Origin of the sequence: Sulfitobacter sp. D7 (genome assembly GCF_003611275.1) — a bacterium.
In the GTDB taxonomy this organism is placed as follows: Bacteria; Pseudomonadota; Alphaproteobacteria; order Rhodobacterales; family Rhodobacteraceae; genus Sulfitobacter; species Sulfitobacter profundi.
In genome coordinates, this window is sequence record NZ_CP020698.1 from 1 (window position 1) to 17,569 (window position 17,569).

The 17,569-nt window shown below is 59.9% G+C and carries 17 protein-coding genes and 2 pseudogenes; 12 read left to right on the forward strand and 7 right to left on the reverse strand.

From position 1 onward, the window contains the following. Positions 1 to 100 precede the first annotated feature (100 nt). The 6 genes from repA (at position 101) to B5M07_RS19535 (ending at position 7,116) form a co-directional block, all read left to right on the forward strand. A complete protein-coding gene (repA, locus tag B5M07_RS18535; protein ID WP_120352559.1) occupies positions 101 to 1,294 on the forward strand; it encodes a plasmid partitioning protein RepA in 1,194 nt (397 codons plus the stop codon). After that, a complete protein-coding gene (gene repB / locus B5M07_RS18540) occupies positions 1,278 to 2,210 on the forward strand; it encodes a plasmid partitioning protein RepB (protein ID WP_120352560.1) in 933 nt (310 codons plus the stop codon). Before repA ends, repB begins: the two co-directional genes overlap by 17 nt. Before the next feature lie 213 nt (positions 2,211 to 2,423). Further along, the gene (repC, locus tag B5M07_RS18545; protein WP_120352561.1) at positions 2,424 to 3,638 is read left to right on the forward strand and encodes a plasmid replication protein RepC; all 1,215 of its coding nucleotides are present in this window, start codon (positions 2,424 to 2,426) and stop codon (positions 3,636 to 3,638) included. A gap of 169 nt (positions 3,639 to 3,807) precedes the next feature. Further along, complete coding sequence (locus tag B5M07_RS18550; RefSeq protein ID WP_120352562.1) at positions 3,808 to 5,991, forward strand: ParB/RepB/Spo0J family partition protein; 2,184 nt, start codon at positions 3,808 to 3,810, stop codon at positions 5,989 to 5,991. A 99-nt stretch (positions 5,992 to 6,090) separates the two neighbouring features. Continuing rightward, the gene (locus B5M07_RS18555; RefSeq protein WP_120352563.1) at positions 6,091 to 6,564 is read left to right on the forward strand and encodes a hypothetical protein; all 474 of its coding nucleotides are present in this window, start codon (positions 6,091 to 6,093) and stop codon (positions 6,562 to 6,564) included. Positions 6,565 to 6,951: 387 nt separating this feature from the next. After that, a complete protein-coding gene (locus B5M07_RS19535; RefSeq protein WP_162931916.1) occupies positions 6,952 to 7,116 on the forward strand; it encodes a hypothetical protein in 165 nt (54 codons plus the stop codon). 164 nt (positions 7,117 to 7,280) lie between these two features. Here B5M07_RS19535 and B5M07_RS18560 read toward each other — a convergent pair whose 3' ends face one another. The 3 genes from B5M07_RS18560 to B5M07_RS19635 form a co-directional block, all read right to left on the reverse strand. Further along, entirely contained in the window at positions 7,281 to 8,624 is a 1,344-nt protein-coding gene (locus tag B5M07_RS18560; protein ID WP_120352564.1) for an IS1380 family transposase, read from the reverse strand. Between the two features lie 258 nt (positions 8,625 to 8,882). Further along, a complete protein-coding gene (locus B5M07_RS18565; protein ID WP_120352565.1) occupies positions 8,883 to 9,977 on the reverse strand; it encodes a Fic family protein in 1,095 nt (364 codons plus the stop codon). Between the two features lie 203 nt (positions 9,978 to 10,180). Next, positions 10,181 to 10,336, reverse strand: a complete 156-nt coding sequence (locus B5M07_RS19635; RefSeq protein WP_240910506.1) for a hypothetical protein — start codon at positions 10,334 to 10,336, stop codon at positions 10,181 to 10,183. Positions 10,337 to 10,768: 432 nt separating this feature from the next. On the opposite strand from B5M07_RS19635, the pseudogene B5M07_RS18575 reads away from it, so the two are divergent. From B5M07_RS18575 to B5M07_RS19640, 6 genes and pseudogenes are all read left to right on the forward strand, one after another. Continuing rightward, positions 10,769 to 11,169: pseudogene (locus B5M07_RS18575) on the forward strand (single-stranded DNA-binding protein). 157 nt (positions 11,170 to 11,326) lie between these two features. Beyond that, the gene (locus B5M07_RS18580; protein ID WP_120352621.1) at positions 11,327 to 11,581 is read left to right on the forward strand and encodes a type II toxin-antitoxin system ParD family antitoxin; all 255 of its coding nucleotides are present in this window, start codon (positions 11,327 to 11,329) and stop codon (positions 11,579 to 11,581) included. Then, positions 11,523 to 11,870 (forward strand): type II toxin-antitoxin system RelE/ParE family toxin, encoded by a 348-nt coding sequence (locus tag B5M07_RS18585; RefSeq protein ID WP_302649205.1) that lies wholly within the window; start codon positions 11,523 to 11,525, stop codon positions 11,868 to 11,870. Before B5M07_RS18580 ends, B5M07_RS18585 begins: the two co-directional genes overlap by 59 nt. Before the next feature lie 61 nt (positions 11,871 to 11,931). Further along, positions 11,932 to 12,318 carry a hypothetical protein gene (locus B5M07_RS18590; RefSeq protein ID WP_120352567.1) on the forward strand — a complete coding sequence of 129 codons (387 nt, stop codon included), beginning with the start codon at positions 11,932 to 11,934 and terminating at the stop codon, positions 12,316 to 12,318. 213 nt (positions 12,319 to 12,531) lie between these two features. Continuing rightward, on the forward strand, positions 12,532 to 13,422 hold the full coding sequence (locus B5M07_RS18595; protein WP_120352568.1) for a cation diffusion facilitator family transporter: 891 nt from the start codon (positions 12,532 to 12,534) through the stop codon (positions 13,420 to 13,422). A gap of 192 nt (positions 13,423 to 13,614) precedes the next feature. After that, positions 13,615 to 13,889, forward strand: a pseudogene (locus B5M07_RS19640) (DUF932 domain-containing protein); the annotation flags it as partial. A 154-nt stretch (positions 13,890 to 14,043) separates the two neighbouring features. Here B5M07_RS19640 and wrbA read toward each other — a convergent pair. The 4 genes from wrbA to B5M07_RS18620 all read right to left on the reverse strand — a co-directional run bounded on the left by wrbA (position 14,044) and on the right by B5M07_RS18620 (position 17,559). Further along, on the reverse strand, positions 14,044 to 14,637 hold the full coding sequence (gene wrbA, locus B5M07_RS18605; protein ID WP_120352622.1) for an NAD(P)H:quinone oxidoreductase: 594 nt from the start codon (positions 14,635 to 14,637) through the stop codon (positions 14,044 to 14,046). A 47-nt stretch (positions 14,638 to 14,684) separates the two neighbouring features. Beyond that, positions 14,685 to 15,593, reverse strand: a complete 909-nt coding sequence (locus B5M07_RS18610) for a pirin family protein (RefSeq protein WP_120352569.1) — start codon at positions 15,591 to 15,593, stop codon at positions 14,685 to 14,687. A gap of 121 nt (positions 15,594 to 15,714) precedes the next feature. Next, positions 15,715 to 16,692 carry a glutathione S-transferase family protein gene (locus B5M07_RS18615; protein ID WP_120352570.1) on the reverse strand — a complete coding sequence of 326 codons (978 nt, stop codon included), beginning with the start codon at positions 16,690 to 16,692 and terminating at the stop codon, positions 15,715 to 15,717. A 39-nt stretch (positions 16,693 to 16,731) separates the two neighbouring features. After that, entirely contained in the window at positions 16,732 to 17,559 is an 828-nt protein-coding gene (locus B5M07_RS18620; protein ID WP_120352571.1) for a VOC family protein, read from the reverse strand. Positions 17,560 to 17,569: the final 10 nt, after the last annotated feature.

Below are 17,569 nucleotides of genomic sequence, written 5' to 3' on the forward strand. Positions count from 1 at the left end.
CATATCTAGAAAGAGCTTGCACGAATCTGATAGCTCGGGCAATAGTCTCGATAAATAACGCGCGGTCATATAAAAAACGCGCCCACGAATCGAGGCAGAGATGAGCGAAGCTGAGCAGGACCTAGACATTGCCATCGGGCACTACGCAGAGCTTCTCGCGTCAAACCTTCATGCGCAACGTGCGGCCCGCTTCCCTCCCGACGCCAAGAAAGTCATGCGCAGCCTGACTAGCGGCGAGGCGGCAGAGTTGCTTGGCGTCGATCATACCTACCTTCGCAAGCTTCATCGAGAAGGAAAGATCGCTGACGTCGAAACCACTGCGGGCAGCCACCGTCGGTATACACTCGATGATATCTGGGAGATCCGCCACGCCCTAGAGGCAAACGCGAAGAAGCCTGGGACCTACGTGCCGGGGCGTCGTGCCGGTGACGAGCTTCAGATTGTCTCCGTTGTGAACTTCAAAGGCGGCTCGGGGAAAACGACAACATCAGCTCACCTTGCGCAGCGCTTGGCTCTCAAGGGATATCGTGTCCTTGCGATCGATCTGGACCCCCAAGCATCCTTTTCCGCGCTGCATGGCATCCAACCTGAGCTGGACCTGATGGAGGGTGGAACGCTGTATGACGCAGTTCGCTATGATGAACCGGTCCCGATCTCGGAAGTAATCCGTAAAACCTACATCCGAGGCCTCGACCTTATCCCCGGGAACCTAGAGCTCATGGAATTCGAACATGAGACGCCGGCTGCCATCCAGCGAGGCGGCGCCCGCGCGTTCTTTGCCCGTGTGCGTGATGCGCTCGATAGTGTTGAAGCAGACTATGACGTCGTCGTCATCGACTGTCCGCCGCAGCTTGGCTTCCTGACCATGTCTGCCTTGTCGGCGTCCTCCGGGGTGCTTGTCACCGTTCACCCACAGATGCTCGATCTCATGTCTATGTCGCAGTTTTTGCGCATGACCGCTGATCTGCTTGGCGTCATCCGGGACGCCGGCGCAAACCTTCGCTTTGACTGGCTGCGTTTCCTGCCAACTCGCTACAAGGTGGGTGATGCACCGCAAACTGAGGTCATTGCCTTCATCCGGGGTCTTTTCGGCAGGTCCGTTCTGACCAATCACATGGTCGAATCGACTGCGATTTCGGATGCGGGGCTCACAAAGCAGACGCTCTATGAGGCCGACAAGAAGGAATTCACGCGCCAGACTTTCGATCGCGCGATCGATTCCATGAACGGCGTCAACGACGAGATCGCTGCGATCATTCAGAACACGTGGGGACGCAATGGCAAGAAAGCCTAAACTTGGTCTGCCCTTGCAGACCCTGCGCAACGCGCCCGACGCTCTTGAGGGGCGCAGGCTCCGAGGTGGTGTTTTCGAAATCGACCCCGGTCATATCGAGACTGCAGGTCGGTTAGATGACCGACTTCAGATCGAGATCGAGGGTCTGAGGGCATCGATTTTCAAGAACGGCCAACGTGTTCCGATTCTAGTGCGCCCACTTGAGAGTGATCGCTACAGCCTGATCTATGGCCGCCGTCGCCTTGAGGCTTGCAGAGAACTTGGGATCAAGGTCCGCGCAATTGTCACGGAAATGGAGGGTGATCAGGCGCTTCGCGATCAGTTGCTGGAAAACCAGGAGCGGCGAGATCTGAGCTTTATCGAACGCGCGCTCGTAGCCGCTGCCTTGCTTGATGGGGACCACCTGGGCGAGTCAGAGCGCACCAACAAGGGCGTTGCCGAGGTTCTCAATCTGACCGAGGCTGGGGTTTCGCAGTTGTTAAGCGTTGTCCGCACCGTAGGAGAAGATCTTGTCCTGGCCATCGGTGCGGCACCTGGGATCGGCCGACCCCGATGGGAGGAACTCAAGAAGTGTATTGGGGCTGCAGATGTGGACCACGAGCGACTCGCAGCCTTGGCCAATGAAACCAAGTCAATCCATTCGGGTGGAATAGATGAGAAGTCCGACCGGGCATTTTTGGCAGTCCTTTCTGCGGCAGGGAAGACCGAGCACTCCACTTCCTCGATTCGCTCGCGCAGCCAGCCTGAAACGGTCATTCCAGGGGTCGGTGCTGCAACCGTCACGACCGGACGCCGTGGCAAGCAACTCAAGCTCGAGTTGAAGTCCGAGGATACTGAATTTGTCAGCTGGCTTGAGGGCAACGCCCCGCAGCTGCTTACCGAGCTTCATGAGCGCTGGAAGCGCTCAGAAGACTGAGGAAGAGCAACCAACAAAAAGGAGGCACGATACAGGCAAGAATGAAAAAGGCCCCGAGAAGCTAGCTTCACGAGACCTTAATTAGGTTTCGAACGGGACCAGCCCGCTACAAAACTTCAGTTTTCGCACCTCTGAATGTAGCGATCTGGCCCCTCTCCCGCAAGCGCAAAGCGATTCGCGGGCCACTCAAATTTTGCCTTCGTGAATATTTTCATGGAGTACACACCAATTTCGCCGTTTATGCGGCCGATATCGCACGCCCATCTGCGCGTGATCGAGCGGCCCGAGGCATCTGTTCCAGGCAAGCCCGTCAACAAGTGGGAGCTCCTCCGCGAGTTGTCCAAGGCGCAGGCAGCCTTTGGGGTTTCCGAGCGCGATCTGACCGTTCTTCAGGGACTTCTCAGCTTCTTTCCGGGCGATGCGCTTGGCGGGAACACCGAAATGGTCGTCTTCCCATCCAACAAGGCGATCTGCGAGCGGCTGAACGGCATGCCTTGCTCGACGATGCGCCGTCACCTCGCCCGGTTGGTAGACGCAGGCTTGCTCATGCGGCGCGATAGCCCCAACGGGAAGCGGTATGTGCGCAAGCGTGGCGAAGATCGCGTGGCCTTCGGCTTTGATCTCTCCCCGCTCTATTGCCGGGCAGAGGAGATTGCACGGGCCGCAGAGGCTGTGCGTGAGGCTGAGGACCGTGTGCGGCGACTGAGGGAGGTGGTGAGCCTCATGCGTCGCGACCTGGCCGCTCTGGCGGAGTTCGGCGAGGAGATCCAGCCCGGGCTTGGCCTATGGGACCAGCTCAGCGATACGGCCTCCCTCACAGCCCGCGCTCTTCGCCGCAAGCTTTCGCTTGAGGATCTGTCGGCATTCCGGACTGAACTGGAGACCCTCCTTGACCAGGCGCGTAATGTCATAGACGGCCCTGAAACAGAAGAAATGAACACCAATGATGCCCAATTTGAGCGTCACCATCATAATTCAAATAAAGAATCTATAGATCTTGAACCTGCCTTAGAAAAAGGCGGGGCGGCGGCGAGTGGCGCGCCTGATATTGATACGGATGAGCCTGTGGCTGACGTTGAAGAGCCTGACACGAGGCGGGTACCGAAAATCCCACTCCACCTGGTGATCGCTGGCTGTCCCTCGCTCAAGACTTTCTATCAGGGCGACGTTCGACACTGGCACCAGCTTTTCGACGCGGCTTGTCATGTACGGCCGGCCATGGGGATCAGTGTTTCCGCTTGGGAAGAAGCGCAGCGCTGCATGGGACCAGAGCAAGCCTCGATCGTCGTCGTGGCCATGCTGGAACGTTTTTCCGACATCAGATCACCGGGTGGATACTTGCGGGCGCTGACGTCCAAGGCCGCGGCGGGCGAATTCTCTTGCGGTCCGATGGTCATGGCTTTGATCGGACGGCGAAGTGCGGCTTAACAGCTGTTAAGTTTCGACGTCGTCGGTGCTCAGTTGGCCAGACTTAACAGCTGTTAAGTCGCCTCTTGGCAACCATCCGATTATCGAGAGGCAAAGGAGTGTTGGTTTGAGGGTGACGGGAAGTGAGATCGGGAGAGCGGCTTCCGGTGCCTGTCGTGGAGAAGATCTGATGACGAAAACTGTCCAGAAAATCACCCTGTCCCCGTCCCGGGATATCCCTTTCGACAAGCTGGTGCTGAGCCAGTCCAACGTGCGGCGTATCAAGGCTGGCGTGTCCGTTGAGGAACTGGCCGAAGACATCGCACGCCGCGGCCTCTTGCAAAGCCTGAGCGTGCGGCCCGTGTTGGACGATGATGGGACCGAGACCGGCAAGTTCGAGATCCCCGCCGGAGGCCGTCGGTTCCAAGCATTGGCATTGCTGGTGAAGCAAAAGCGGTTGGCGAAGACCACGCCCATTCCCTGCATCGTGCGGGATGCGGGGTCCGCGATTCTGGTCGAGGACGATTCCCTTGCAGAAAACATGCAGCGCGTCGCCCTGCACCCGCTCGACCAGTTCCGCGCGTTTGTGTCACTGCGTGACAAGGGTCAGAGCGATGCAGAGATTGCTGCCGCCTTCTTCGTGACGCCGCAGATCGTGAAGCAGCGCCTCAAACTCGCTTCCGTCGCCCCTGCCCTGCTTGAGATCTATGCCGAGGATGGCATGACGCTGGAGCAGCTCATGGCCTTCACCGTGAACCCCGATCACGCGCGCCAGGTTCAGGTCTGGGATGTGATCCATTCATCCTGGAACAAGGAGCCATTCCAAATCCGGCGCATGCTGACCGAGACCTCGGTCCGGGCGTCAGACCGGCGTGCGGTCTTTGTGGGTATTGAGGCCTATGAAGCGGCTGGTGGCACGATGCTGCATGACCTCTTTCAGGGCGATGACGGTGGCTGGCTCGAGGATCCTGCCCTGCTCGATCGGCTGGTGACGGAAAAACTCCAGGCCGAGGCTGAGACAGTCGCGGTTGAGGGCTGGAAATGGATCGAGGTCGCGCTTGACCTGCCCTACGGCTACAGCCACGGCCTGCGGTCTCTGTCCGGTGATCCGGCGCCAATGACGGATGACGAAGGAGCGGCCCATGCCAAACTGCTCGCCGAGTATCGGGCGCTGGAAGAGGAATACGCGGGACAGGATGAAATCCCCGATGAAATCGACACGCGGCTTGGCCTGCTGGAAGCAGAGATGGAAAAGATCGAGACCCGGCCGTTGATCTTCCACGCGGAGGAGATCGGGCGGGCAGGGGCGTTCGTCACGCTCGACCGCTACGGCGCGCTGGCAGTCTATCGCGGCTATGTGCGTCCAGAGGATGAGCCCGTTGAGGAGACCGCGGTCCAGGATGGTACTGATCCTGCGGTGGCGGGGCAGGGGGCTGATCGTGATCTCACCGATGGCCATGGCAGTGCCGCTCATGGCGGAACCGTCATCATGTCGGGTGGCCAGCCGATCGGAGCTGACTTGCCGGAGGATGAGGACGACGGGGCGTTGAAGCCGCTGCCCGAGCGGTTGGTGATGGAGTTGACGGCCCACCGGACGCTGGCGCTGCGTGAAGCGATCGGGCGCTCGCCCGATGTCGCGCTGACGCTGCTGCTTCTGAAGCTGGTGACGGACACCTTCCGCACCTCCTCAGCTTCGGGAAGCTGTCTCGAAGCCTCAGTGCGTCACGTCTACATGTCGGCGCAGGCGCCCGATCTGAAGGACAGCGTGGTGGCAAAGCTGGTCGACGAGCGTCACGCGGAATGGGAAGCCGATCTGCCGCTTGGCGATGATGCGGCACTCTGGGACTATCTGACGGTCCTCGACCAGGGCAGCCGTCTGGCTTTGCTGGCGCATTGCCTCAGCTTCGGCGTCAACGCGCTGCATGAGAAGGTGAACCCTTACGGGGCAGGCATCTCCGCAGGAGGTCTGACCCGGCGGATGGCGCATGCCGATCTCGTGGCGCGCGCCACAGGTCTCGATATGGTCGAGGCGGGATGGGAGCCGACGGTCGACACCTATCTCAACCGCGTGCCCAAGGCCCGCATCCTCGAGGCCGTGCGGGAGGCGAAAGGGGAGGTGACTACCCAACTCCTCGATCACCTGAAGAAAGGCGAGATGGCCAGTGAGGCCGAGCGCTTGCTGAAGGGCAGCGGTTGGTTGCCCGAGGTCCTGCGCCGGAACGATCTCGTGGCGCTGGACGGTGAGGACTGTGCCGAAGGGCAAGGGGCGGATGTCGATGCCGAAGTGGCCGACAGCGTCAGTGAGGCTGACCTTCCCGCGTTCCTGACGGATGACCTGCCTGCTCAAGGCGCGTCGATGCTGGCCGCGGAATAACGTGATCCAGCGGGGGGCGGAGATTCCGCCCCCAATCACACTATAGTGTAACAATATCAATAAGATGAGTGCGATTACTCGCATTCGGAATGAGGAATCATGTCTGCACCAACCATCATCGACACCGCGCCCCTCGGGGCGCTCATTCGCTACACTGACGGCAGTCCCAAGCCGCCAGCACGCTTCACAAAGAAGCTGGCGGCCTGGGAGCGTTCGAACGGTGTCGGCCGCCTTGTGAAAAAGGAGCCACCCCGGCCTTACGCGACCTGGACTGCTCCCGCGTCGTTCACGCTGCATGAGGGTAACCTCTCCTCGGACGGGGTGATCCTCGTCACCATCATGCGCAGCCATTCCGCTGACAGCGCCCTCGTCTTCGAGGTGGCCGAGGAGCCGAAGCCCGGGCAGGTGCGCGTGCTCCTCGACTTCGGCGGCAACACCGAGCTGCTGCATCTGGCGGAATCCATCACCGCGGCCGAGCTTTGGATCGCCAAGGAAGGATACCGCAACGCGCGACTTGAAATCGTCAGCGATGAAAATAGCGAAAGGGCAGGGGGCGCGGACCTAGCCGCCTGAGCCCAACTGAAACCGAGCGGCCCGCCCAAGCGCGGGCCTCTCAACCATCACAACCTTGTCCTTTGAGTTCGCGGGGCACCAAAGGATCCATCCCCACGGAAGGACGTCTTCAACCAAGAGCGTGGCCGGGAGGCTGGCGGCGTTAGAACATCAGCGGGACAATCGGCTCCTGACGTTGGGGGACCATCCCCCGCTCGCCATTCCCTTCCTTGCCCCGAATTCTGTCTTCGAGATCAACCCGCGAGGGGTCGGACTACGGGCAAGCCCGTGCCGCCGGATGGATTCGGACGAGCCGAACGCACCCGGTGATGTCAGCCAGTCTTCGGGCCTGCGGGGTCCTGTCGCGCGAGGGATGGTCCCCCGCCTCCAAAGACGGGAGCCAAACAGATGTCCCGCAAAGACGCACACGCCTTCGCCGCCTCCCTCGCCGCCACGCTCATGGTTTCGATCGTCGTCTTCCAAGTTGGGGATGGAACCTTCGGCGCCGTCCCTGCCGATGAAATCGACGGCGACGAAGTTCAGGTACTGGTTGAGGTTGACCCGTGGGCTTAGCCGCAATAATTCATGAAGCTGCAGCTTTCTGCTTGGGTAGTTGGTTTTCCGGGCCTGGGGGTTCTCGCGCGCATCCGATGTCGGCGTCCGGTTGACAGTCCGGCCGGCGACTTGGTCTTGGGTCATATGGATTGATGTTTCGGGGTTGTCGGGGCGCGCGTGCGTCAGGCTGGCCCTGGCGGGGCGAGGGCATCGAAGAGCAGGCGCAGGAGGCCTTGCTGTGGGCAGGATGCTGGCAGCGTCACGATGATCCGGGTCTTCTTCTCGACGATGGTGGCGGCCAGCTTGGCGAGATACAGGCGCAGCGTGTCGAACTGGGCACGGCGCCACGGAGATTTCTTTGGACAGGCGGCGCGCAATTTCCACCAGATCCAGTAGGCGGCACCGTGCAACATCAGACGCATCTGGTTGGCGGTCGCCTTCGAGCACGAGGTCCGGTCCGAGGCGAGATGGGTTTTCCACGCCTTGATGTGGTTCTCGGGCTGACCGCGGGCGGAGTAGAGCTTCTCGTAGAGGTGCTTGCCGCGCCCGCCCTCGAGATTGGTGACGATGTAGCGGGTGTCGCGCCCATTGGGGCTGACCTCGACCCGGGCGATGACGCGGCGCGTTTTCGACCAGGACCGGGCCGCATAGAAGAATGTCTTGAACCGGCGCAGCTTCTGGCCGGGCTTGCGGGCATAGCGCGCGGCCGTCGAGGTCTCGAGGGGCAGGATGTGCTCCGCCAGACGGCTGTTTTTGGGCAGGCCGAAGACATAGCGCAGCCCGAGCCTGTCACACAGGTCCAAAACCTGGGGGGTTGCGTAGTGGCCATCAGCGCGCAGCAGGATCTCGGTCTTGGGCCAATGCCTGCGGATCTGCCGGATCAATCGGCGAATGTGGGCTGCGCTTTCAGCCCCCTTGGGCCTGCGCGCCGGGCGTAGCAAAGCTCCGACGAGCCGCCCGTCGCCGTCAAAGACAACGATGGGCTGGAAGCCGTATTCGTCGTAGTAGGCATTGAACAGACGCAGCTGCTGATGGCCATGCACCGCGTCGAACGTGTCGTCGATGTCGAGGATGATCTGACCGGGCGGCTGCGCAAAGGACTGGCAGTAAACCCGGACCATCTCCCGACCCATCCGGATCAGCGCGCGCATATCGGCCAGGTTCTCCATCCGCGAGATCGTGGGTTGGGAACACAGCGCCGCCCCGGTCTCGGGGCCGCGCTCCAGGGCCAGCTTGAAGCCGGGATCGTGCCGCAAAGTGGCGGCATCGTTTCCGTCCTCATATCCTGCGGCAATCATCATGATCCGGAAGCGCATGATCTCGGCCAGGTTGTGTTGAACCTTGGCCGGATCACGCGGATCAACCATGCACGAAGCAAGACGCTGTGCCAGACCTGCTTGACGCTCGATCTCGCGCAGCAGGGTCAGCCCGGCATCAGAACTCATGTCCGCGCCATCAAAACCAAGCAGGATTGGCTTGCCATTCACAGGTGACAAACGGGGGTGAGAGCGTGTAGATTTGTCCATGGTGAGAAGTGGCTCCTCGAAATCCAGGATTTTGGCTTCAACACTCAAAATCTACACGATCTCAAAACCTTACACCACTCTCACCGCCTCTTCATGAATTTTCCGGGTTAGGCCCACGGTTTCCGCCAAGGTTCAGGTTCGGCGCAAGGGCGCCGACCTGAGTTCTACGCCTGCCAGTCGCCGCAGCTGAACGAGACAGAGTGCCGATGCAGGCCGGCAGATCGTCACCTTCCTCGAATTGTCAGGCTAGTCAGAGCCCTACGGGCCGCCCGAGACGTCTAGGAAGAGTTTCACCAAGGCGACGTTGATGAAGTAGTTATTCTTCCCAGACCGGTGCTTTTCCACAAAGCCCCGCTCCGCCAAGGTGTCGAGATACTTCGCAGCGGTTTGTCTGCTGACATCCAGATCCTTCTGCAGGTATTCGATCCGCGTGTAAGGGTGGCGGAAGAGATTGTTCAGCAGTTCCTGGCTGTAGATCTTGGGCAACTCATACCGCAGCCGATGCTTGACGTCCGCCATTTGCTGCCGGATACCGGTAACAATCTCGAAGGTCGTCGCAGAGGTCTCTGCAACGGCCTCGAGCATGTAGATGACCCAGTTCTCCCAGTTTCCGGTATCACGCACATCCTGCAGGTGCTGATAGTAGTCCGCCTTGTTGCGAGTAATGAAACGCGACAGGTACAGCACGGGGATGTCGAGCAACCCGGTGCGGGTAAGGTAGAGGACATTCAGAATGCGGCCGATTCGCCCGTTCCCGTCTGGAAAGGGGTGGATGCTTTCGAATTGGTGGTGGATGAGCGCCATCTTGATCAGCGGATCAAGGTCGCTGAGACCGTCATCGTTGATAAACCGTTCCAACGCGGTCATGTGGGTGACGATCTCGCGCGCATCCTGAGGCGGCACAAAGACGATCTCTTCGGTCTTCTCGTTCTTCAGGGCGGTTCCCGGTGTTACTCGAAACCCGTCACTACGCCCTTTCAGCAGACGAAACATGTCGATGATCGCCGAGTTGGGAATCAGGCCGCCGGTTTCACCCAACCGTGCATAGCCAAGCCGGAGGGCATCGCGATAAAGGGCGACCTCTTTGGCCGCAGGGGATTGCGGGTCGTCGGGGAAGATGTCCGCCTGAAACAGCTCATCTTGCGTCGTGACGATGTTTTCGACTTCGGAGGAGGCCTTGGCTTCCTGGAGCGCGAGGGTATCGATCAAAATGCCCTGATTTGGGATAGTCTTTGCCTGCCCCTTCAGGTCGGCAAGCGCACGGCTGGCTCGGGCGAGCGCTTTGAGCACAGTAATAGTTTCGATTTCCGCCGTCGGGGGCAGGGTGGGGATGATATAGGTCGGCTTTAACATGTTCCCTGCCTCGTGTTAAGAAAGTGCCGCTTTGCTAACATGATCTTCGTGTCATGTCAGTAAAAAGCTGTTCTCTTAACTTGGGTCTGTGCCCGCCTTGAATGCGTCAACGAACCACTTCGGGTCACGCCCACGGATAGACCGGATGAGCATAGGGTTCTTAGGTGGTGAGAAATTCGCAGCGGATTGCACACGGCTGGTTTTCACCTTGGAGCCGACAAGTTCGGCAAGAGAGTAGCCCAGTTCCGGCGCAGGCTACCGCCTTTTGTCGATCTTGATAGGTGGAAGCCGCCTTCGACATCCTTCTGCATTTTCTTCAGCTCGCTGAGCGACAGGGCCTCGAGATCGAAATCAGCCATTGGTGCGGTCCGTGTCCTGAATGTTCCGATATTGATAGCCCGTTGCAGCATAGGCCCGAAACTTCCGGCAGGCAGGGGCAGAAGGGCGCGAGTCGATGATCGTCACTTTCGTCACCGCCAGAGAGGTGCTGGGATTAGGTTCAGATAAGTTCGACTGGCAAGGTGACAGGGTCTGGCATGGGCTCCCCGTGCCTCTCTGTCCTCTGGGTCCTTCGTTCGACTGACAATCCCCTAATCCCGTTCGGTCTCCTGCGCCCAACCCCGCGTCAGTCCGGGCCGTGTTGGCCGCCTGTGGCGTCCTGCCCGCTCCACCCCGGTCCTTTGGAGGGATTCCGGCGTCCGTGCCGTCCGCCGTGCACGCCTCACCCGACGGGCTTTTTCGGGTCTTGTCGAAGGGACGGTCCCGAAGACAGGAAACACAGGAGCTTACCCATGCAGAGCATCGTCATCCTCGCCGGCAACATCGGTCAGAACCCCGAAGCCCGCACCACGAAAGGCGCGAGCACCCAGATCACCAACTTCAGCCTTGCCACCTCGCGCTCCCGCCTCTCGGAAGGTCGCGTGATGCGCGACGACAACGGCTACCGGGTCATGGACACGGAATGGCACCGCATCACCTGCTTCAACGGTCTCGGCAAGACGGTCACGGAGCATTGCGAAAAGGGCATGAAGGTCCTCGCCCACGGCCGTATCCACTACAGCAAGTGGATCGATAGCATGGGCATTGACCGCTACGGCTGCGAGATCATCGCCGAAACTTCCTTAGCCGTCCGAAATCAGCCGAGGGCCAAGACCCCGAGCTGGTCGACCGCGACGACGAGATCCCGTTCTGAGGGTGGGTTCACCCGCCGGGTCTCCCCCTCGGGCCCGACGGGACAACCCGCCGGGTTCGGGGAGCGCCGTAGCCGGTTAGGTCCAGTCTGGCGCTGGCGCACTTATTGACAAACTTTGGCAATCTATGCCATCTTCATGACAAAGGAGATCAAGACCATGGCCACGATGAATGTCTCATTGCCCGATCCGATGAAGATCTGGGTCGAGGCACAAACCAAAGATGGGCGTTATAGCAACGCCAGTGATTACGTGCGTGATCTGATCCGCCGGGACCAGGACCGCCACCGCGCCATTGCGGAGCTGCAGCAGCTCGTCGATGAGGGCATCGCCAGTGGTCCCGCGCGGCATTTGGATGTCGAGGCATTCCTTGCCGGCAAGCGAGAACATAATCCCGACACCACCGGTCACTGAATACAGGCTGTCCCCCGCAGCTTTGAGCGATCTGGACGCGATCTGGGATTATACCGTGCGCATCTGGTCTGTTGGCCAGGCCGAAACCTACATCCTCGCGATTGCCAGCGATATGTCCCTGCTGGTCCGACACCCGGAAATCGCGCGCGAACGGCTCGAAATTCGCCCACCGGTGCGGGTGTACCGCTCAGGGTCCCATCTCATCATCTATCGGATCGAAGCCAGCTGGGTAAGCGTGCTGCGTATTGTGCATGCGCGGCAAAATTGGACGGCTTATCTCAACGAATGATCCTGTCCTTGTGTCACACAAGCCGACAGTCGATATTTATCTACCACATGAGGATTTGACCATGAAACCCGCTGACGAAGACCGCATCGCGGCCAATCTTGCGAAGATCATGGCCATGATCTGCATCCGCAATTCGCGCCTCGAAGACCTGCACGCAGGCACGGTGCCAACAACCAAGACGGGGGATTATTCCGATGTCCTCGTGATCGATGCGGAGGGCCGCGAAATACCATGGCTTGAGGCCGCCCATATCGACGACGCCCAGATGGCAAGCCTGATGCGGGACATCGTCAACCGCCTGTTCACGTTTCACATCAAGAGCGATGATCCGGGTTTCCGGGAGGACCTTGATCGCTGGATGGCCGTCGCTGGCAGATGGGACGATCCGGTGCTGGATCAGGCCTTCCTTGATGCGATGGCCAGCTTGAAGTCTCGCCCGAACAGTTAGGTCAGCACCCGGTGTCACTGTGCCTGCGCCGGGCTGCTTGCCAACAGGCGGTACTTCGACCTCGGCCTGCGTTTGAGAGTCAGAGAGGTGTTGGTTGATTTAGCGACCGGTGTGCTTCCTGTTCGGAGTGAGAGGCATTATCATTGGCAAATTCAATAGGTTGAATAGTTCATTGCCGACCTGTAATTCAAATGCCTTTATATCGGAGCAAAAATGCATTCTGCGCTCAAACTTGCTTTTGGAAGTCTTGTCGTTGGGAGCATTGTTCTAGCGTTAAAGACACTGGCATGGCTGATGACAGGCTCCGTGGCGTTGCTCTCGGACGCGCTCGAAAGCACTGTGAACCTCGCAACTGCGTTCGCCGCGCTCGTTGCGATACGGATCGCGGCGCGACCGCCGGACGCAAATCATCCCTTTGGTCACCACAAGGCGGAGTTCTTCAGCGCCGTCCTAGAGGGGGTGATGATCATCGTAGCGGCGATATTCATCCTGCGGGAGGCGTACGAAGGCTTCCTAAGCCCTCGCGCGCTTGGCGCTCCGATAGAGGGCCTTCTGGTGAACGGAACGGCCACGATGCTCAATGCGATGTGGGCCTTCGTGCTGGTTCGAAGAGGGCGTCTACTGAAATCTCCAGCGTTGGTCGCCGATGGGAGGCATCTATGGACCGATGTCTTTACGTCCGCAGGCGTCGCGATGGGAGTTCTTCTTGCACTTGCTACCGGATGGTGGGTCCTTGACCCGCTTATGGCTGCATTGGTTGCGATCAATATCATATGGTCTGGTTCTCGCGTCGTGAAAGAGTCGCTGAGCGGCCTGATGGATGAGGCGGTTCCAGAAGAGATTCTGGCCAGCATACGTGAAGCCATCTCAATCGAAGCGGCCGGAGCGGTCGAAGCGCACGATCTCAGGACCCGTCATGCGGGCAGTGCGACCTTTGTAGAATTTCATCTTGTGGTCCCAAGCGAAATGACGGTTTTCGACGCCCACGAGATCTGTGACAGAGTTGAGGTTGGTATCGCCAAAGCGGTTCCAGATGCGCGCATCACCATCCACGTTGAACCTGAGCATAAGTCAAAGCGCACTGGAATTGTCGTGTTAGAATAGAGCGCGTTGAATGACCATCACATCATCTCAACTGAAAGAATGCTTGGCATGGTGAGCGTTCGGCAAGCCACGTTTCGTCGCAAAAATTTTCCATCAAGCTGCGGAGTTAACAGTCAAAGAGGTGTTGGTTGCTTTCGCGACGGGTTAAAGGCTGGGAGAGTGGCTTCCAGCGCCTATCACGGAGGAATGCCGATGGGTGTTGTGGAATTCTTGGACGCTGTACTACCAACAAGGGCAGGTGGCTATAAGGTAGATGTCAGCCGGGGCGAGCGGAACGGGCGGATGTCGCCCGAATGATTCAGCCGACCCGATGACGAGCAGTATCTTTCACTGGACGATCTCGCAGCCAACGTGCAAGGTCGCTACGCGCGCAGCCGCAGCCGGGTGTTGCAGACCGGCGATATCCGGGTCGAGGCGGTGCGCGACGGCCCCGCCGGTTGCAGTTGATCCTGCCGAAGGGTAAAAAACTGCTGAACTTATTTGTGCAAAACGACATTAACGACTTCGCAACAGCAGTCTTCTTGTCCCACGAACTGATATTTTTGCTGCGTGTGGCCGGTTTCGCGGGCGGTGGGGCGCGCTGGTTTGCGCCGCGATATCGCCCGCGATCTGCCGTCTCGATCAGCCGGTGATCTTTGCGGTCATCTCGACCAGGCGCTTCGCCTGATGGGCCACTGCCGCCTTGCCGGCATCGTCAAAGCCATTGGCGTTGGTCGAGAAGCCGTAGGGGTTGCCGCCGGTGTCATAGATCGACTGATCGGTAAAACCCGGCGCGACAATGATGGCGCCCCAATGCATCGCCGTCGTGTAGAGGCTGAGAATGGTCGCTTCCTGACCGCCATGCGGATTCTGGGCGCTCGTCGTGGCCGTGAAGGTCTTGTCGGCCAGCTTGCCGGCACCCCAGAGCCCGCCCAGCGTATCAACGAAGGCCCGAAGCTGGCTGGCGGCCACGCCGAACCGGGTCGGTGTCGAGAAGAAATAGCCGTCGGCCCATTCCATGTCGTCGGCCGTCGCTTCGGGGATATCGCCCATCTTGTCCAGCTGCGCTTTCCAGGCGTCCTGGGTCTCGACAACCTCTTTCGGGGCCGTCTCGGGAACGCGGCGAAGGCGGACATCCGCGCCTGCGTCGCGGGCTGCCTCTGCCGCCGCCAAGGCGACGGCATGGTTGGTTCCGTAGGTCGAGTAGAAGATAATTGCGACCTTGGGCTGTGCCATTGTCTTTTCCTTTTCAGTTGGTTGGTTTTTCGTATCGGGCGGCATCCTCACGCGTGCTTTATGAAGGTGCCGTTGTTCAGTTCGAGGAGTGCCTGGCGCAATTCCTTCTGGGTGTTCATCACGATGGGGCCATGCCAGGCGACAGGTTCCTGAATCGGTCTGCCGGTCATCAGCAGGAAACGGATGCCTTCGTCGCCAGCCTGAACCGTGATCTCGTCGCCGGATCCGAAACGGACCAACGTGCGGTTTCCGGTCTGGTCGCGGATGTTCAACTCGGTCCCGCGATATTCCTTTTCAACCTTGATGCCTACAGGATCGCTGGCATCGCGGAACGTGCCGGAGCCAGCAAAGACATAGGCAAGCGCATTGGCCCGCGTGTCCACCGGAAGCACCTTACGCCGCCCGGCTGGGACCGAGACATCGAGCAGCATCGGATTGGCCGCGATCCCGTCCACCGGGCCGGTCTTGCCCCAGAACGAGCCAGTGATCACCTTGACCACCGTGCCGTCGTCATCGCCCTCGACGGGGATGTCGCAGGCGGTAATGTCCTGGTAGCGCGGCGCCGTCATCTTGAGCGACGCGGGCAGGTTGGCCCAGAGTTGGAAGCCGTGCATCTGGCCCTTGGCGTTGCCCGCAGGCATTTCCTGATGCACGATGCCCGATCCGGCGGTCATCCACTGAACGCCGCCCGGGCCGAGCAGGCCGCGGTTTCCAAGCGAATCGGCATGTTCGACCTGACCGTCCAGAACATAGGTGATCGTTTCGATCCCGCGATGCGGATGCCAGGGGAAACCCTTGGAGTAAAGCCGTGGGTCATCGTTGCGAAAATCGTCCATCATCAGAAACGGATCGGTCAACGACGGATCGTCGAATCCGAATACGCGCTGCAGATGCACGCCCGCACCTTCCAGTGCGGGTTGTGCTCTGCTGGTGGATGCGACCGGTCTGAACGTCATGAGAGGCTCCTTTGTCCTTATGCATCCAAGATGGGCCTTGGTGGCGAAATCGTTATTGGCGAGGATGTGACATCTGCTGTGCGATAACGCGCAGATCTCAATGCCGAGCAAGCAGGTGCTGTCAGTCGGCCGCGACTACGTCAAGCAAACGCCGGACATGCGCCGGGCCGGCCGGCCGGATGCCCGTCGGATTCAACGCCTTGATCGAATAATAGCCTCGCGTGATGTGATCCATGTTCACCGTTTCCGCGACGCCCGGCAGCCGCAGCACGCGTTCCATATGCGCTGAAAGATGCGGGTAATCCGCGATTTGCCGACGGTTGGTCTTGAACAATCCGTGATAGGCCGCGTCGAACCGGATGAGCGTCACGAAGGCACGAATATCGGTTTCGGTCAACTCGTCGCCGAACAGATACGGGCGGTCGTCACCGAGGCGCGTCTCCAATTGGTCCAGCATCGCGAACACCCCATCGACGGCCTCGTCATAGGCCTCTTGGCTGGAGGCGAACCCGGCCTTGTAGACCCCGTTATTGAGGCTTTCGTAAATCTGCCTGTTCAGCACGTCGATCTCGTCGGCCAAAGCGGCGGGATAGAGACGCAGATCGGATGGGGCGATCGCTTCGAAGGCGGTATCAAACATGCGCACGATGTCGGCGCTTTCGTTGTTCACCATGACGCCGCGCTTCATGTCCCACAGCACCGGCACGGTGGCGCGGCCCGAGACAAGCGGGTCAGCGCGAGTGTAGAGTTCATGGATATATTTCGATCCGTAAAGCGGATCCTCATCTGCGCCGGGATAGCCGCCAAATTGCCAGCCCTGATCGGTCAGCGTCGGATTGAGCACCGTGACCGGGATCATATCCTCAAGCCCCTTGAGGCGGCGTGCGATCAGAGTGCGCGAGGCCCAAGGACAGATCAGCGCGACATAGAGCCGATACCGCCCAGCCTCGGCCTCGAAGCCACCCTCGCCCGTGGGGCCGGGGCGTCCGTCGGGGGTGACCCAGTTCCGGAACTCCGAAACCTGGCGTATGAAACGCCCTTGTTCATCAGCCTTCTGGACCGGCTGCCAGTTCTCGACCCATCTTCCATTCACAAGCATGTCTTGTCTCCTTTTTTACTATCAGCTTCGCAAAGCGCATCACTGCGCCAGCGCGAAGGCGGTGCCCCAGAGATCAATGAAGCGGTCGCCGCCAAGGCGCTGCGTGATCGCCTGCCGCGCCGAGGGATCGACGCCAAGAGTGATCTCATCGAGTCCCGCTTCCGAAGAATCCCGCTTGCCGGCCCGGCGGCTGTTCCAGATATTGCCGGCGAGATGGTGGTGGTAGCCGCCACTGCCGTAGAAGCTCGCGCCCGGATACGACGCGGCGATGTCAAAGCCGAGGGCATCTCGGTAGAAGCGATCCGCCTCTTTCGTGTCGCCGACCTGCAAGTGAACGTGGCCGATGATGCCGCCTTTCGGGAAACCGGCCCAAATCCGACCTTGCGCTGTGCGTATCAGATCCTTGAGGTCCAACGGGTCCGTGGCCATGCGGATATCGCCGGCGCTATCGCGCCACTGGCTTGGCGGTCTGTCGACATAGACCTCGATGCCATTGCCTTCGGGATCGGCCAGATAGAGCGCTTCGCTGACGATGTGATCCGATGCGCCCTGCAGCCGCACGTCCGTTTCGGCCACATGGCCAAGCCAGCGGGCCAGATCGCCGCGCGAGGGCAGCAGGAAGGCGGTGTGAAACAGCCCTGCCTGTTTGGGATCGCGTGGGCGCAACGCCGGGTCGCCATCAAGATGGAGCAGCGGTGTTTCTTCGGTGCCCAGTGTGACGCTGCTTCCGGCCTCTGCCAGCGGCACCAGCCCCAGAACGTCCTGGTAGAAGGATGAAACGGCATCGAGATCCCGCACCCTGAGCCGAACGGTATCGATGCGGATCGGCGCGGCATTCATATCGAACTTTTCGGTTGAATTGGTCATCGTGAAACCT

Coding starts and splice junctions, on each gene's coding strand:
- B5M07_RS18585 (WP_302649205.1), top strand. CDS start 11,523: ATGTCGAGGCATTCCTTGCCGGCAAGCGAGAACATAATCCCGACACCA.
- B5M07_RS18555 (WP_120352563.1), top strand. CDS start 6,091: ATGTCTGCACCAACCATCATCGACACCGCGCCCCTCGGGGCGCTCATT.
- B5M07_RS18560 (WP_120352564.1), bottom strand. CDS start 8,624: ATGGACAAATCTACACGCTCTCACCCCCGTTTGTCACCTGTGAATGGC.
- B5M07_RS18620 (WP_120352571.1), bottom strand. CDS start 17,559: ATGACCAATTCAACCGAAAAGTTCGATATGAATGCCGCGCCGATCCGC.
- B5M07_RS19635 (WP_240910506.1), bottom strand. CDS start 10,336: ATGGCTGATTTCGATCTCGAGGCCCTGTCGCTCAGCGAGCTGAAGAAA.
- wrbA (WP_120352622.1), bottom strand. CDS start 14,637: ATGGCACAGCCCAAGGTCGCAATTATCTTCTACTCGACCTACGGAACC.
- B5M07_RS18550 (WP_120352562.1), top strand. CDS start 3,808: ATGACGAAAACTGTCCAGAAAATCACCCTGTCCCCGTCCCGGGATATC.
- B5M07_RS18595 (WP_120352568.1), top strand. CDS start 12,532: ATGCATTCTGCGCTCAAACTTGCTTTTGGAAGTCTTGTCGTTGGGAGC.
- B5M07_RS18590 (WP_120352567.1), top strand. CDS start 11,932: ATGAAACCCGCTGACGAAGACCGCATCGCGGCCAATCTTGCGAAGATC.
- B5M07_RS18615 (WP_120352570.1), bottom strand. CDS start 16,692: ATGCTTGTGAATGGAAGATGGGTCGAGAACTGGCAGCCGGTCCAGAAG.
- B5M07_RS18610 (WP_120352569.1), bottom strand. CDS start 15,593: ATGACGTTCAGACCGGTCGCATCCACCAGCAGAGCACAACCCGCACTG.
- repA (WP_120352559.1), top strand. CDS start 101: ATGAGCGAAGCTGAGCAGGACCTAGACATTGCCATCGGGCACTACGCA.
- B5M07_RS18580 (WP_120352621.1), top strand. CDS start 11,327: ATGGCCACGATGAATGTCTCATTGCCCGATCCGATGAAGATCTGGGTC.
- repC (WP_120352561.1), top strand. CDS start 2,424: ATGGAGTACACACCAATTTCGCCGTTTATGCGGCCGATATCGCACGCC.
- repB (WP_120352560.1), top strand. CDS start 1,278: ATGGCAAGAAAGCCTAAACTTGGTCTGCCCTTGCAGACCCTGCGCAAC.
- B5M07_RS18565 (WP_120352565.1), bottom strand. CDS start 9,977: ATGTTAAAGCCGACCTATATCATCCCCACCCTGCCCCCGACGGCGGAA.
- B5M07_RS19535 (WP_162931916.1), top strand. CDS start 6,952: ATGTCCCGCAAAGACGCACACGCCTTCGCCGCCTCCCTCGCCGCCACG.